We start from the raw sequence: 15181 nt of genomic DNA, 5'->3' as shown, positions 1-15181 counted from the left end.
ATAATGAACCCTTCTTAGACTTCATCACAGAGGCTCGATTCGGGTGAGTCATTTTGAGCGAGGAGTCGCCATGCAACGCATTGAACATATCTACATCAACGGCGAGTTCGTCATTCCACACGGTCAGGAATGGTTCGACCTTCATAACCCGAGCACCGAGGAAGTCATCGGTCAGGTTCGGCTGGGCGATGCACTGGACGCACAGCGTGCGATTGCAGCCGCGAAGGTTGCGTTCCCGGCGTGGGCTCGTACTAGCCGGGAGGAGCGCATTGCGGCACTGCAACGCATGCACCGGGCCATGGCGGCAAGGGAGGAGGAGCTGCTGGAAGCCATCCTCGTGGAATACGGCGCGCCTGCGGTTCGCGGGCGCTGGATGGCGACTTATCCAGCCGATGTGATTGCACAAGCAATCGATGCACTGGAGGCGTTCGATTTCGAGGAACAGGTCGGCATGGCCAGGGTCATTCTGACGCCCGTAGGCGTGACCGGTCTGATCACGCCCTGGAACAGCAATGCGGGCTTCATCTGCAACAAGCTGGCCACCGCGCTGGCGACAGGTTGCACCGCCGTCATCAAGCCCAGCGAGATGAGCGCGTTGCAGACGCAGGTCGTGGTCAAGGCGTTGCACGAGGCAGGTCTGCCAGCGGGTGTATTCAATGTCGTCAACGGACGGGGCGATGTGGTTGGCGAGGAGATCGCCCGTCATCCCGACGTTGCCAAGATCTCGTTCACGGGTTCGTCCGCTGTCGGTCAGCATCTGGTAAGAACCGGTGCCGACACCATGAAGCGCGTGACGCTCGAACTGGGCGGCAAGTCGCCCACCGTGGTGCTTGACGATGCTGATTTCCAGGCGGTCATGCCGTTGGTGCTGCAAGCCGGATTTCTCAATAGCGGCCAGGCTTGCATTGCGGGCACTCGCATCCTCGTGCCGCGCAGCCGGCTGGCAGAGTTCGAGCGGATTGCGAAGGAGGATGTCTCACAGATTCAATCGGGCGATCCACGCAACGCCGACACCGACATCGGTCCGATGGTGAGCCAGAAACAATGGGAACGGGTGCAGCGTTACATCCGTACCGGCCAGGAAGAAGGCGCGAGGTTGTTGGCGGGTGGCGAAGGTCGCCCGGAAGGCTTGCATGCCGGATGGTTCGTGAAGCCCACGATCTTTACTGATGCCAACAACCGGATGCGCATCGCTCGTGAGGAAATCTTCGGCCCCGTCCTGTCAATCATCCCCTACGAGGATGATGCCGATGCGATCAGCATTGCCAACGATACGGACTATGGGCTGAGCGCCCTGGTGCTGGGAAAAAGCGCCGAACGTTGTATGAACGTTGCCCGTCAGATCGATTCGGGACGCGTGCTCATCAACACCCTGGCACACGAACCACGTGCCCCCTTCGGTGGATTCAAGCATTCAGGTCTTGGGCGCGAAATGGGCAGGTGGGGGATGAGCGCGTATCTGGAGCCGAAGACGTTGATCAGGTATGACCCGTTGCAATGACTGGGTCAGGTTCCTGACTGGGAGCACTGGAGGGGGAATGGCAGCCAGCGTCGGCTATTGGCCGATTGCAGCCTGTCCCGAAGGACTGCAAACGACCCAATATAGCGATCATTTGTCTGTCGTAGTGATTAGCGTGTATTACGCCACTGACCTCTTGGCTGGACGGACGTAATAGCTGATCTATGCTCAAGCATCAACATCGCTTGAATGCAGGTGTGATATTCGATGTCTGTGTTGATTATCTTTTCTGCGCCACATAAACACGCAATCTGCGTAACGCACATTTTTCAGTTCAATCAATACCAAAACAGAATTAAACCTATAACGATTTAAGTGGGATGCCTGGCACGGCGTCGCACGCCGCCTGGGTGATGGATCAATATCTAGGAGGTTCCATGTGCAACGTCAAACCAGACACTGATACACGGACGGGCAAACTGCTAGGGATCTTGGTATTCGCTCTAACAGCATCTGTTGTGCAACCTGCCAGTGCGGGCAACGATGTGATCAACGGGGTACCGGGCTCACCAAGCGCTACAGTGACTATCAGCGGCGAACAGATTCCGGCGCCGCCCCCTAAGTTTGAGGGCTCGATTGAACGTAATGCGGCTCAGTCGAAACCTTATTGGCCACCGCGTATAGAGCCACACAAGGGGGCGCCAAACGTACTGCTGATCATTACCGATGACACTGGTTTCGGCACACCCAGCACCTTTGGCGGAGTGATTCCAACGCCCACCCTGGATCGGGTCGCCCGGGATGGACTGCGCTATACAAATTTTCACTCGACAGCATTGTGCTCGCCCACTCGTGCGGCGCTTCTGACCGGGCGCAACCATCACTCGGTTGGCTTCGGCGTCATATCAGAACAGTCCTCTGGCTACCCTGGCTACAACAGCATCATCTCGCGCGATAAAGCGACAATCGGACGGATGCTCAAAGACAATGGATACCGAACTGCATGGTTCGGCAAAGATCACAATGTCCCGACCTTTCAAGCGAGCCAGGACGGGCCTTTCGATCAATGGCCAATCGGGATGGGCTTCGAGTACTTCTACGGATTCATTGGTGGCGACGCTAATCAATGGGCGCCCAACCTGTTTCGTAACACCACACAAATCTATCCGTTTGTAGGCAAACCAGGGTGGAACCTGACCACGGCGATGGCCGATGACGCAATCGACTACGTGAATCGCATCAATGCAGTGGCACCTGACCAGCCGTTTTTTATCAAGTACGCGCCGGGCGGTGTGCACGCGCCACACCATCCAACACCGGAGTGGATCGAGAAAATCAGCAAGATGAAGTTGTTTGATCAGGGCTGGAACAAGCTTCGGGATCAGATTTTCGAAAACCAGAAAAAACTAGGTGTGATTCCAGCCGACGCCAAGCTGACACCTTGGCCCAAGGATCTGCTCAAGGACTGGGACACGCTGTCGCCGGACGAACAGAAAATGTTCATCCGCCAAGTCGACGTATTCGCCGCGTATGTCGCTTATACCGACCATGAAATCGGTCGTGTCATCCAGGCCGTCGAGGACATGGGCAAGCTCGACAACACCTTGGTCATTTACATCAGCGGCGATAACGGTGGTAGCGCTGAGGGCACATTACTCGGCACTCCGAACGAGGTCGCCAGTTTCAATGGCGTCAATGTGCCGGTCGCTGACCAACTGAAGAATTTCTACGACGATTGGGGCTCGGATAAAACCTACAATCACATGTCGGTGGCCTGGTCATGGGCATTTGATACCCCCTTTTCGTGGACCAAGCAGATCGCCTCGCATTTCGGTGGCGTCCGGCAAGGCATGGCCATCATGTGGCCGAAGGTGATCACAGACAAAGGTGGTATCCGTAACCAGTTCCAACATGTCATCGATGTCGTACCGACCATCCTCGAAGCAACGCAGGTCAACCAGCCCAAAGTGGTCGATGGCATCACGCAGAGTCCCATTGAGGGAGTCAGCATGATGTATACGTTCAATAAGGCAAATGCCGACTCGCCCTCAAATCACAAAACCCAGTACTTCGAAATGATGGGTGACCATGCGATCTACCACGACGGCTGGATCGCCAGCTCGAAAGTCATGCGACCACCGTGGATCATCGTGGGCAACGTGAGTCAGGACCCCGCCGCTTTCCCCTGGGAACTTTACGACCTGCACAAGGATTGGACGCAGTCCGAAGACGTCGCTGCTAAATTTCCAGAGAAGCTTAAGGAAATGCAGGATATTTTTTGGACCGAGGCGCAGAAGTATCAGGTACTGCCACTCGATTCGACGGTTGCGACGCGACTGGTGACACCGCGTCCCAGCTTGACTGCCGGACGTAACGAGTTCACATGGACGACGCCGCTGACGGGCATTCCCAACGGTGATGCGCCCTCGGTTCTTAATACCTCTTACACCTTCAAGGCCGAGGTTGAAGTGCCGGCAGGCGGCGCCGACGGGATGTTGATCACCCAAGGCGGACGTTTCGGTGGGTACGGTTTTTACCTGCTGAAAAACAAGCCAGTATTCCTGTGGAATCTGGTGGACCTCAAGCGTCAGCGTTGGGAGGGGCCGGAGCTGAAACCCGGCAAGCACGTTCTTGAGTTCGACTTCAAATACGACGGCCTTGGTATGGGAACCCTCGCGTTCAATAACATGTCTGGTATTGGCCGAGGGGGTACCGGCGTACTGAAAGTAGACGGTGAAGCCGTCGCAGAGCAGAAGATGGAACGGACGATTCCTCTGATTTTGCAATGGGACGAAAGCCTCGATATTGGTTCAGACACGCTGACCGGGGTGGACGATCAGGACTACCAACCGCCATTCGCCTTTACCGGCAAAATTGAAAAAATCACGCTGACGGTCAGCCGACCAAAACTGACGCCGGAGGACGAACAGAAACTCTTGCAGGCGCAACGTGACAATAAAACCAGCGAATAACGAGTAGCGAAGGTGCCTCAGACAGCAATCCCTATAAGTCGAGGGGCTGCTGTCGGTGGGTGATCAAGGCGTGGATATGCGCGTACGTCGACAGAAACCAACAGGATCGCAAATGCTTATCAAAAAACAGCGATTGGGTATTGCCATAATTGCAGCCGGGATTGTTTGCGGCTGCCTGGCATTGGCTTGGTATCAGTACAGTCGAACTCCATCGCCCTTGACGTTGGGTGATGGAAAAAACGGTCCTCTGGAAATGGTCTGGCTGCCTGCTGGTGAATTTTTGATGGGTAGCGATCATAAGAAAGCGCGGCCCAATGAGGGACCGGCTCACAAGGTGAAACTCGATGGTTTCTGGGTCGACCGTTATGACGTCACCAATGCCGATTTCGCCCGTTTCATTGCGGCAACACACTACGTCACTACTGCCGAACGCAAACCTAAATGGGACGATCTGAAAGTACAACTACCGCCAGGCACGCCTGCGCCTGACGACAGTGTCATGGTGCCCGGTGCATTGGTTTTCGTGGGCACGGACCGGCCCATTCCGCTGGACGATTTCAGTCAGTGGTGGGCGTTTGTACCCGGCGCGGACTGGCGTCACCCCTCCGGCCCGGACAGCTCCATTGAGGGGAAAGAAACCCATCCGGTCGTTCAGGTCTCACGAGAAGATGCAGAGGCCTACGCAGCATGGGCGCATAAACGCCTGCTAACAGAGGCTGAATGGGAGTACGCCGCAAGGGGCGGGTTGGAACAAGCAAACTATGCGTGGGGGAATGATTTCTCACCCAAAGGTGAAAAAATGGCAAATACCTGGGATGAGGTACAGCCGTTTCCGGTGACGGGTTCCAGCAATAAATTCAAAATTGGCACTAAACCAGTAGGCAGTTACCGACCTAACACTTATGGGCTATATGACATGTCGGGAAACGTTTGGCAGTGGGTCGCCGATTGGTACCGCGCTGATGCCTTTAAGGTCGGCCTCAAGTCGACTGGCGCAGTAGCGCTGAATCCGATGGGCCCATCCGATAGCTATGACCCTGACTTGGGCGTAACGGCTAATGCACCACAACGTGTGATTCGTGGTGGATCTTTTCTGTGTAGTGACAGCTATTGCACGAGTTTTCGAACGAGTGCAAGACAGGGCGCGGATCCCATGAACTCCATGTCGCATCTCGGCTTTCGCTTGGCGATGAGTGATGATCAATGGGAAAACAACCGCTGAGTCCAATTAGAGCGCGGATGATGCGTGGAATGGCTGCTCCTGGGCCAATTTCTGCCGGTTGTGACGGGCAGTAATCGGCCCCAAAGCTGACATGCCGTGTCAAACGCAATAACCCGTCGGGATGAATTACGCGCAGCCCTGAGCACCAATAGTTCATCCAGGCGCCGCCGTTTTTTTAGGCGTTATTAGTCTTGTTCATTGCACGTTCCCGACAGATTGTGCGGCGCCTTTCAAGCCATCGGGCCTGAGGTGATCCTGTTGCTGTCGTTGGGTGTATTGACGTTGTGAAGCGGAATTGAAGTCGCGGGGGCTATCAGGATTTTGGCGTGCTGCTCGGGATCGCCCAAGGCGGTGAATGCCTGTTCGACGCCGTTCAGCCCTACGGTGCCCGTGATTAGCGGCGCGCAATTGAGTTTCCCGTCGGCGATCATGTGTAAGGTGTCGCGAAATTCCAGCGGCGTGTAACCGAGCACGAAACGTAAATCGATTTCCTTGTTGATGGCGATAGCGGGTTCCAGCGTGTCACTCTGCATGCAGACACCGACCACCACCACGCGCGAAAACATGGGTGCGCCGTCGATCACATTCTGCAGTAACCCTGGCACGCCCACGCACTCAAAGATCACCGGGCGTGGCGGTTTCGCACCGAACGCTTCGGCGAGACGCCAGGTGTGCCACCATGGCAAAGGCAGCTTGCCCAGCTTCTCGCGTGTGCCCACGGCCAATTCCAATGCGCCGCTCAGTTCGCCGATATGACCCATTGCCTTCCAGTTCGCGAACGGCGAATCCTTGGCCGGATCAAGCACGATGTCTGCCCCGCATTTGGCCGCCAGCACGCGACGGCCTGCTGAAAAATCACTGGCAATAATGGTTTTGATGCCGCGCGCCTTCAGCACACAAATCACCGCCAGGCCCACCGGCCCGCAACCGATGACAATGGCGACGTCCCGTTGTTTGAGTTCGCCACGGTTCACCGCGTGTAGCGCGACTGCCATTGGTTCGGTCAGGGCTGCCAGGTCGGGCGACAAGCCATTAGGCACCGGCATCATCATGCTTTCCTGTAACAGCATATGCTCGGCATAGCCGCCGCTAGCCTGAGCAGAAAAACCCAGCATTTCAATAGTGGTTCCGTTGCGTAAGACAGGTACTGCGCATACCACCGTGCCGGGTTTAATCTTCTTGTCACAGCCAAGCCCGTGCTCGACCACTTCCGCACAGATTTCGTGGCCGAACACCACCTCCTGTCCGGGTTTTACGAAGCCATCGTATCCGCTGCGCCGCATCAGATCGCCCCAATGACCGCAATGCTGGCGCGCATGCAGGTCGGAGCCGCAGATCCCGCAGCGCAGTACTTGCACTAGCATTTGACCGGTGGCTGGCGTGGGCAAATCAAGATCGCCCACGCGCAATTGTTGATCCCTACAGATGACGGCGCGCATAATTTTTATTAGTCCGTGGTTGAAACGAGGGTGCCAGCAATTGTGCGCCGCCACTCGGCTACAATATTGTCCAAAGGCGAAAGATTTTTGTCCTGAGACGAAAGGCCATGAAGGAAAGCTAAAGATGCAAGTGATGGTGCGCAGTGCATCCCTGACCGGCTACCGGGCGCTCGTGAACGATCTGGGCGGTGATCCGCTGCCATTGCTGGACCGGTTTCAAATTGCATCTGCAACACTCGACGATGACGAGGGCATGGTGCCCTACAGTCATGCTATCCGACTGTTGCAGGCGACGGCCGAATGCTTGCCGTGCGCAGATTTCGGGCTGAGGCTGGCTGAGCGGCAAGGGTTGCAAGTGCTTGGGCCGCTGGCCATCGTCGGGCAGGGGGCGAAGACTGTGGGCGAAGCCTTTGGCGTGATTGGTCGTTACTTGCATTACCACAGCCCTAGTCTGCGCATAACAGTGGAAACCGATAATGCGCCGGAACTGCGCCGCATCGGGTTCACTATCGATGTCGAGGATTGCCCACAACGCAATCAGGTGACAGAGCTAACGCTGGGTGTTACGCGCAACGTGCTGAAATTGCTGGCGGGTGAGACGGTCCGACCCGCACTCGTGTTTCTGCGTCATATGCCCAGCCTTCCGGAGCGGCGCTATCGCGATTGGTTCGGTTGCGAAGTGCGCTTCGGGGAAAAGGTCAATGCGTTGTTGGTCCACGCCGATGTGCTGGCGCAGCAAATCGACCCGACTCAGCCTGGTCTGGTACGCATGGCGCAAAACTATGTCGAGAGCATCATCGGGCAGCGTCCGATGAATCTGGCCGACCAGGTCGGGGCCTTGGTCGAGCGTCTGCTGGGGACTAGTACGTGCACTTTGAAGCAGGTGGCGGCACACGTCTGCATGCACGAGCGCACGCTGCAAGGGCACCTGATGGCGCAGGGGCTCAGCTTTTCGATTCTGGTTGACAGGGTTCGACGTCAGCGCGCAGAGGAGTACCTGGCACAACAGGGTATGCCGATAGCGCAGATTGCCGGGCTGCTCGGTTACTCCGAGCAAAGCTCCTTCAACAAGGCGTGCCAACGCTGGTTCGGCATCGCGCCGAAAAATGTCCGCGCAGCGATCTTGCTTTCTGCCTGGCGTGAATAGGCTTATGAATACTCGCGCCGTGCGTGTGTACCTTGAAGCCCTCGATGAAGAGGCTCTAGCGCGAAACGCTACCGAAGCGGCTGTCGATGACGGATCCTAAGGCTCGCTGAACCGCTACTCCAGGAGGCCCAGCGTTCTTCGGCTATATCACGAACTATCTGATCGATACGGAACACGGCGTCATCGTGGATGCGGAGCCCACACCCGTTCATCGCACGGCGGAGGTCCCGAACACTGAGTTTCGCAAGATCGCCCGCAGCGTCCATGAAGCCGTTCGGGATATGGCTTGGCGCATTGCAACAACGCCGGCGTATCAGCGCTCTCGCCACGAACATAAAAAGGTCGAAATGTTGTTTGCCCACCTGAGGCGAATCCTCGGAATAGGTGCGCCTGCACCAAGCAAAAAACCTCAAACTCACCCAATAACCTCACTCCCTCAAGGACTCCGATCAGCTGGAACAGCCTGAGATTTTACTCAAACGCTCGGCGGCAACTCGCGCGGGGTGCGTTGCAAAGGCGCGCAGGACTGGCCGTCCGGAATCGCCAGCGTCGCACGCAACCCGCCTTCCGGTCGGTTGACCAGCGTGATGCGTCCACCCAACCGAGCCGCGATGGTGTTGACGATGGTCAGCCCCAGTCCCGCGCCCTGGACATTCCCGCGGCTGTAAAACCGTTCGAACAATCGCTCGCGATCTGCTTCGTCGATGCCTGGTCCCTGGTCTTCGACACTCAACAAATAGAAGCCGTCCGCCTGGCTCAACTGCACGGTGATAACGCCCTGATCCGGGGAAAAGTTTGCCGCGTTGCTGATCAGGTTGTTCAGCGCAATATCGATCGCGGCAGCGTCGGCCACCACTATAAAAGGGCGGTCCTGGACGTCGAAGGCCAGCTCAAGATTCTTACTCAGTATCCACGGCGTCAGCTGCGCCAGACTGCCGCGCACGATTTCGGCCAGGTCGATGCTGTGCTGCACCGGCGCCATGGCTTTGGGCTCCAGGCGGGCCATGGTCAGCAATTGATTGACCAGGCGGCTGGTGCGGTCGACGCCGGCGATCAAAAACTCCAGCGAGTCTCGGCGTTCTTCCTCGGTACCGGCCTCCAGCAGATTTTGCGCATGCACCCGTAACACCGCCAACGGCGTGCGCATTTCGTGGGCCGCATCGGCGATGAAGCGGTGTTCGCGGGCCAGCACTTCCTGAATTTGCGCCAGCATGCGATTGAGCGCCGCTTGCATCGGCTCCAGTTCACTGGGCAGCGGGGTCAGTTGCAACGGTTCCAGAGAGCCGCTGTGCCGTGCCCGCAAGGTCGCCGCCATGTTTTCCAGAGGCTTGAGGCCCCAGCCGATAGCGATCCAGATCAGCGCCGCCAGAATCAAGCTGCCAAGCACATTGGGCCCTAAGGTATGACGCATGATCCGATCCACCAGATCAGCACGCACGTCGTCCCGTTCGCCGACCCAGATTTTCAGCTCATTCTGTTTGTCTTCCAGCAGAAACGCGCGCCAGTGGCGGTTGGACAGGTCAACCACATCACTGAAACCGGGTGTGGCTGGCGGTGTGTTGAAAGAGGGCGCGCTGGCCGTGTGGACCAGCACTTCGCCACGACGGTTCCAGACCTGAAACGCCATTTTGGTTTCATAAGGATGGCCGTCGACCCTGGGATCTGCTTCGCCCAAGGCTTTATTGAAGGCCTGATACAGGTCGGCATGTTCCTTGTTGGCCATGGGCATGCGCATCACGCCTTGCAACAGCCGGGCATTCTGAGCCAGTTGGGCGTCATAGACTTCGGCGATTTCGTGATTGCTGTCGCGCAGATTGAACAGGCTGATCACGGCCACGCCGACCAGCATCAGGCCAATGATGAGTGTGAGGCTGCGGCGTCGGATCGACGTCATCGACGCTCCTCCACCAGATAACCAACACCGCGAATGGTGCGGATCAGGTCGGTGGAGAATTTTTTGCGCAAGTGGTGGATATGCACTTCCAGGGTGTTGCTTTCGGCTTCCTCGTTCCAGCCATACAACAACTGCATCAGGTGATCGCGGGTCATGACCCGGCCGGGCGGCGAGAGCAATTCGTGCAGCAGCTGATATTCCTTGGGCGTCAGCGCTACCGGCTCACCGTGATAGCTGACTTGCTGGGTGCCGGGGTTCAGGCTGATGCCAGCGTGCTCGATCAGCATTTGCGCACGTCCGGCACTGCGCCGCAGCAAGGCCCGCAGGCGAGCCTTGAGTTCTGCCAGGTCAAAGGGTTTGATCAGGTAGTCGTCGGCCCCGGCATCGAGCCCGGCAATGCGGTCCTCGGTATCGTCCCGCGCGGTGAGGATCAGCACCGGCAGGTTGGAGCCGCTGTCACGCAAGCGCCGCAACACTTCAAGCCCGTCCATGCGCGGCAGGCCGAGGTCGAGCACCGCCAGGTCAAACGTTTCGCTCAGCAGCGAGTGCAAGGCGCTGGCGCCATCCTGGAGCCAATCGACGGTGTAACCCTCACGGCCCAGGGCCTGATGGATGCCCTCGCCGAGGGCAACGTCGTCCTCGATCAGTAATAAGCGCACACGAACTCCTGTCAGTCGAGTTTCTTGTTCACGTCCACCAGCAACGCTTCAATCTCTTTGCGTCGCCCCGCATCGGCGGTTTCACGTCCGGGCCTTGGCGCTGCTTGCAACGCTTTTTGCAGCGCGCTTTTGGCTTCGCTGTAGCGCTTTTGACGGTAGAGGTGATCGCCCCAGAAGTACAGACTATCGATGCCGTCCGGGTTGAGTTGCAAGGCCTGTTTGAGCAACTGTTCGGCCTTGTCCGAGTCACCAAAACCGATGGGCCAGCCCGGCACTCGGTCATACAGCGCGCCAAGGCTTGTGTAGGCTGAGCCTTGCAGAGCTTTTGGGTCCAGGGTGAGGGCTTTTTCCAGGTCGGCTTTCGCCGCCTTGACCTTGCTCAGCGCGCCGAGACCGCCTTGGGCACCGGCCCAACTGCTGGTGACGATGCCGGACCAGATCCACGCTTCTGCCACCGATTGGCGTTGCTGGGTGAACGCGGAAGCCTGGGCTGCCAGTGCTTCGAACGCTGCCGTGCGCTGCGCTTCGGGTACTTCGTATTGAATGTGCGCCCATTCTTGTTGAATACCCTTGAGGCGTTGCTGGTCGGCGGGGTCCAGCGCCCAGGCACTGTGGCTCAAGGCGCCGGCCAGCAGGCAAACGATGATTTTTTTCATGGTTTGAGGTTCTCGTTATCGGGCTTTTCACTCAGGCGCCGAATCAGTGGCAGTTGCTTGCGTAAACCCTTGTCCACCAGATGGGGCAGCAGACTATTCAAACGCACGAAAAAGCGTTCCGGCCAACCCAGGTACAAATCGCGGTGATCACCGGCAATGGCATGGATCACGGCCGCCGCGACCGTTTGCGGATCATCGACGTTGGCCTTGAGCGCATCGTTCAAGGCCTGCGCCGCCGGGCTGTTCATGCGGGTGCGGGTGGCGCGCGGGGCGACATACAGCACGCTGACGCGGGTGTCCGCCAGTTCCCGGCGCAGGGCTTCGGAAAACCCCCGCAGGGCAAATTTGGTGGCGCAGTAGCTGGCGTAACCGGGGTAACCAATGGAACCGTAGGTCGAGCCGACATTCACCACCATCGCGCTCTCGGCTTCTTTGAGCAGCGGCAGCAACAGTTTGGTCAGGCAGATGGGGGCGCTGATGTTGACCGCCATCATTGCGTGGATGTCGCTGTCCTCAAGTTGTTCGAGCATGGCGAAGTGATTGATTCCGGCGGCGTTGATCAGCAAGTTGATCCCGCCAATGGCTTGGGCAGCCGCCAGCACTTTGCGCCGATCGGTGAGGACGGTCAGGTCTGCGCCGATCCAGCACAGGTGCTGCGGATAGCGCGCCAATAACGGCGCCAACGGTTCTTGTTGCCGCGCCACCGCGAGCACCCTGGCACCACTGGCGCACAGGGCAGTCGCAATCGCCAGGCCGATGCCACCGCTGGCACCGGTGAGTACCACTCGAGCTTCAGACAGGCGCATGCAATGTCTCCCCGTCGCGTGGCAAGCCACGGAACATGTCGGTGTAAAGCGTGTACACCACTTTGGACGCGTGAATCACCGCCGCCTGGTCAGCCGGATCGTCGAGGGTATTCATCAGTCGGCGATAGGTCTGCATGTGCTCGATGTCCAGGGAGCCATGGGAGCTGAGGTAGCTGAAGGCGCTTTCCGGTAAATCCAGCCGCTCGCGAATGCTGCCGGCGGCGTGAGTGGCCAAGGCAATGCTGGTGCCTTCAAGCACGTTGACCATCCCGAACAGGCCGACCGGGTTGTCCCGGGCAATCAGGTCGTAGAGAAAACTGACCATCAGTTCGATCGACAGGCACGGACGACCATGGCGCACCGCATCCTTGTCGCCGCCGCAGGCTTCGATGTCATTGAGGACCCATTGTTCGTGGCCGTATTCATCCTCGATGTACTCGCAAACGGCTTTGCGCAGCCATTCCAGGCGCGATGGCAGACGCGCGCCGCAGGCCATCATCAAGGGCACGGTATGGCGCACGTGGTAATAAGCTTGCGCCAGGAAGGCTCGATAGCTTTCCAGGCTGACCTTGCCCTCGAGGGCGTCGACAATGATCGGCAGATTGAACAGCGCATGGCGTTCTTGTTGCGTGGCTTCTTGTAGCCGGTCGAAAAAACTCATGATGCGGATTCCTCGGAAAATGCAGGTTCAGACAATTGCGCCCGGTAACGCTCGACGATGGCGTCGCGGCGCAGTCGGCCATTGGCGGTCAGCAGGTCATTGGCGGGGGTGAAGGGTTGATCCAGTCGGGTCCAGTGATGGACCTGGGCGTAATCGGGCAAGGCTTCGTTGGCCTGGGCGACGGTGGCGGCGAGTTCGTCGTCGGTGCAGTCAGGGCGCGAGGGCCAGAGCAGCGCATGGTTGTGCGGCAGGGCTTCGCCGTAGACGAAGGCCTGGGCGACGTGGCGGCGCTGGGTCAATTCGGACTCGACCCACTCCGGGTTCACGTTGCGCCCGAAACTGGTGACGAATTGATGCTTCTTGCGCCCGTTGAGGTAGAGAAAACCTTCGGGGTCGAATTCGCCGAGATCACCGGTAGGCCACCAATCGTCGGTGGGTGGCGCTTCGCCCAGATAACCGAGCAAGGTCGAACCCTTGACCAGCACTTCGCCGTCCTCGGCCAAGCGAATCTCTGCATGGGGCAGGGGCTGGCCCACGCTGCCGGGTCGGCGCGCGCCTGGCCGATTGAGGCTCACCACCGAGGCGCACTCCGACAGTCCGTAGCCTTCATATACCGGCAGGCCGATACGGCGCGCACGGTGCAGTAATTCCTCGGACACCCGCGCGCCACCCACCGCGGCAAAACGCAGCGTGCCGGGGTTGAAGGCTTTCTGCTCGGCGGCGCTGACCAACATCAGTAACAGCTGCGGCACCAGAATCAGGCTTTCGGGGGCACGGACGGCCAGGCAACCGAGCAGCTGTGGCACGTCCACGCCGCTGGCCCCTTGGATGCCGAGGGTTTTCTGGCTGGGCAGGCTCAAGGTTGCACCGGCATACAACGCGGCATAGCAACCGAGGTTTTCCAGCAGGATCGCCAAGGGCAACAGCGCCAGGTGATGCTGCGGGTCGGTGGGTTTGCTGGCCTGATCCAGTTCGCGAGCGACGGTCAAAATACTCTGCGCGCTCAGGCACACACCCTTTGGCGTACCCGTGGTGCCAGAGGTGAAGGTCAGTTTGGCGGTCCCCTCGGGCAGACGGTTCGGGCCTATGAAGGTCCGGCACCAGAAACCGTCGGCTTTCTCGTAGCCGGCCTCCAGCCATTCGGCGTCCAGTTGCGGTTCGGCAATCACTCGTTCGGCGTGGCTCTGTTCCAGGCAGTGGCGGCGTTGGGCCGGGCTGAAAAACGGTGGCAACGTCAGGCAAGTCAGGCCTTCGAACAGCGCGGCCAGGTCCCAGAGCATTGCTTCAACGCCATTGTCCAGCGCCAGCGCCAGCACACTGACGTGTTCGTCGCGCAGACGCTGCTGGCGAGTCAGCACTTCGGCGTACAGCGTGGCGTAGTCCACTTTCACCTGATCGCCCCACAACGCAATCGCGGTGGGCGTGCGTTCGGCATGGCTGTGCAGGGCCTGTTTGAAACGCTCGGTTTCAGGCGACATGGCTGGATTCCTCGTTGGACGTTGGCAACCCCAGGCGACTGAACATCCCGCTGTTGTGCAAATGGATGAAGCCAGCGCGAATGTTGCCAACATGAACCCAGGGCTTGCTCTCGTAATAGCTGCCCCAGTGGTGGCGCTCATCACCCAGCCGCTCGGGATCGGCAGCGCAGAGCGTCACCGGTTTCAAACCCAGCCGATGAAAGCTGTTCACCAGGCCGACGTTGCCGGTGAACGCCACCCATTCCAGACCCCCCATGGCCAGGAGGTAAGTGATGGCGATGATGCTCATCCGTGCGCTGCCGGTGTCGCTGGCGGCCAGATTGCCGACTTCGACGATGCCGGCACGGTCCACCGGGTGATCGGCGGCCGCGCTGATCAGCGGGTCGATCGATTCGTCCAGATAACGCTCCAGAAAAAGTTGGCCGACGCTCGCCATGCGAATCCCGGCCACTGCACAGAGTTCGTTCGACGCGTTGCTCATGCCGAACAGTTGCGGCATGAAATGACGGATGTCAGCACCGTGGGCCTTGCGAAAACGTTGCTGGATAAAGTCTTCGAAGAGGGGGCGCCGGGGTTCGTCCGGCAGCGCTCTGTGCAAACTCATCTGTTCGGTTTCGGTTTGGCCGAAACGCAAGGGGAGCGCGATGTTCCACTCAAAATCGGGCATGGGAAGACGCCTCCACGGGGCAGTTTGGGTGGAGTATCGAAGGCGTTGCTTAAGAGAGTCTGAAGGTGGAAAAAAGGAGGAGGGGAACAGTCTTCAGATTGCCTTAAGACTTGACGGGCAG

12 protein-coding genes and 1 pseudogene are annotated in these 15181 nt (G+C 58.6%); 5 read left to right on the top strand and 8 right to left on the bottom strand.

The window, feature by feature from the left end; translation table 11 throughout:
* Positions 1-70 precede the first annotated feature (70 nt).
* The 3 genes from EAH78_RS11575 to EAH78_RS11565 all read left to right on the top strand — a co-directional run bounded on the left by EAH78_RS11575 (position 71) and on the right by EAH78_RS11565 (position 5653).
* Positions 71-1501 (top strand): aldehyde dehydrogenase family protein, encoded by a 1431-nt coding sequence (locus tag EAH78_RS11575; protein WP_140667655.1) that lies wholly within the window; start codon positions 71-73, stop codon positions 1499-1501.
* 395 nt (positions 1502-1896) lie between these two features.
* A complete protein-coding gene (locus EAH78_RS11570) occupies positions 1897-4431 on the top strand; it encodes an arylsulfatase (protein ID WP_140667654.1) in 2535 nt (844 codons plus the stop codon).
* Between the two features lie 112 nt (positions 4432-4543).
* Positions 4544-5653, top strand: coding sequence for a formylglycine-generating enzyme family protein (locus EAH78_RS11565; RefSeq protein ID WP_140667653.1), 1110 nt, complete (start codon positions 4544-4546; stop codon positions 5651-5653).
* A 230-nt stretch (positions 5654-5883) separates the two neighbouring features.
* Here the strand turns inward: EAH78_RS11565 and EAH78_RS11560 are convergent, their stop codons facing one another.
* Complete coding sequence (locus tag EAH78_RS11560; protein ID WP_140667652.1) at positions 5884-7092, bottom strand: zinc-binding dehydrogenase; 1209 nt, start codon at positions 7090-7092, stop codon at positions 5884-5886.
* A gap of 124 nt (positions 7093-7216) precedes the next feature.
* Between EAH78_RS11560 and EAH78_RS11555 the strand changes: the two genes are divergently transcribed.
* Positions 7217-8239, top strand: a complete 1023-nt coding sequence (locus tag EAH78_RS11555; protein ID WP_161599680.1) for an AraC family transcriptional regulator — start codon at positions 7217-7219, stop codon at positions 8237-8239.
* 4 nt (positions 8240-8243) lie between these two features.
* Positions 8244-8475: pseudogene (locus EAH78_RS33300) on the top strand (IS5/IS1182 family transposase); the annotation flags it as partial.
* A 239-nt stretch (positions 8476-8714) separates the two neighbouring features.
* On the opposite strand, the gene EAH78_RS11545 reads toward EAH78_RS33300, so the two are convergent.
* Genes EAH78_RS11545 through EAH78_RS11515 form a run of 7 tightly spaced genes read right to left on the bottom strand, consistent with a single transcriptional unit; the run spans position 8715 to position 15060 of the window.
* Complete coding sequence (locus EAH78_RS11545; protein ID WP_140667650.1) at positions 8715-10133, bottom strand: sensor histidine kinase; 1419 nt, start codon at positions 10131-10133, stop codon at positions 8715-8717.
* Positions 10130-10792 (bottom strand): response regulator, encoded by a 663-nt coding sequence (locus EAH78_RS11540; protein WP_140667649.1) that lies wholly within the window; start codon positions 10790-10792, stop codon positions 10130-10132. The genes EAH78_RS11545 and EAH78_RS11540 overlap by 4 nt, the downstream gene beginning before the upstream one ends.
* Before the next feature lie 11 nt (positions 10793-10803).
* Entirely contained in the window at positions 10804-11448 is a 645-nt protein-coding gene (locus EAH78_RS11535; RefSeq protein WP_140667648.1) for a tetratricopeptide repeat protein, read from the bottom strand.
* Positions 11445-12254 carry an SDR family oxidoreductase gene (locus tag EAH78_RS11530; RefSeq protein WP_140667647.1) on the bottom strand — a complete coding sequence of 270 codons (810 nt, stop codon included), beginning with the start codon at positions 12252-12254 and terminating at the stop codon, positions 11445-11447. The genes EAH78_RS11535 and EAH78_RS11530 overlap by 4 nt, the downstream gene beginning before the upstream one ends.
* Positions 12241-12915, bottom strand: a complete 675-nt coding sequence (locus tag EAH78_RS11525; protein ID WP_140667646.1) for a TenA family transcriptional regulator — start codon at positions 12913-12915, stop codon at positions 12241-12243. Before EAH78_RS11525 ends, EAH78_RS11530 begins: the two co-directional genes overlap by 14 nt.
* Positions 12912-14393, bottom strand: a complete 1482-nt coding sequence (locus tag EAH78_RS11520; protein ID WP_140667645.1) for an AMP-binding protein — start codon at positions 14391-14393, stop codon at positions 12912-12914. The genes EAH78_RS11525 and EAH78_RS11520 overlap by 4 nt, the downstream gene beginning before the upstream one ends.
* Positions 14383-15060, bottom strand: a complete 678-nt coding sequence (locus tag EAH78_RS11515; RefSeq protein WP_140667644.1) for a thermostable hemolysin — start codon at positions 15058-15060, stop codon at positions 14383-14385. Before EAH78_RS11515 ends, EAH78_RS11520 begins: the two co-directional genes overlap by 11 nt.
* Positions 15061-15181: the final 121 nt, after the last annotated feature.

Source organism: Pseudomonas arsenicoxydans, assembly GCF_006438915.1.
GTDB lineage: Bacteria > Pseudomonadota > Gammaproteobacteria > Pseudomonadales > Pseudomonadaceae > Aquipseudomonas > Aquipseudomonas arsenicoxydans_A.
This window is presented reverse-complemented; position numbering and strand designations above follow the sequence as displayed.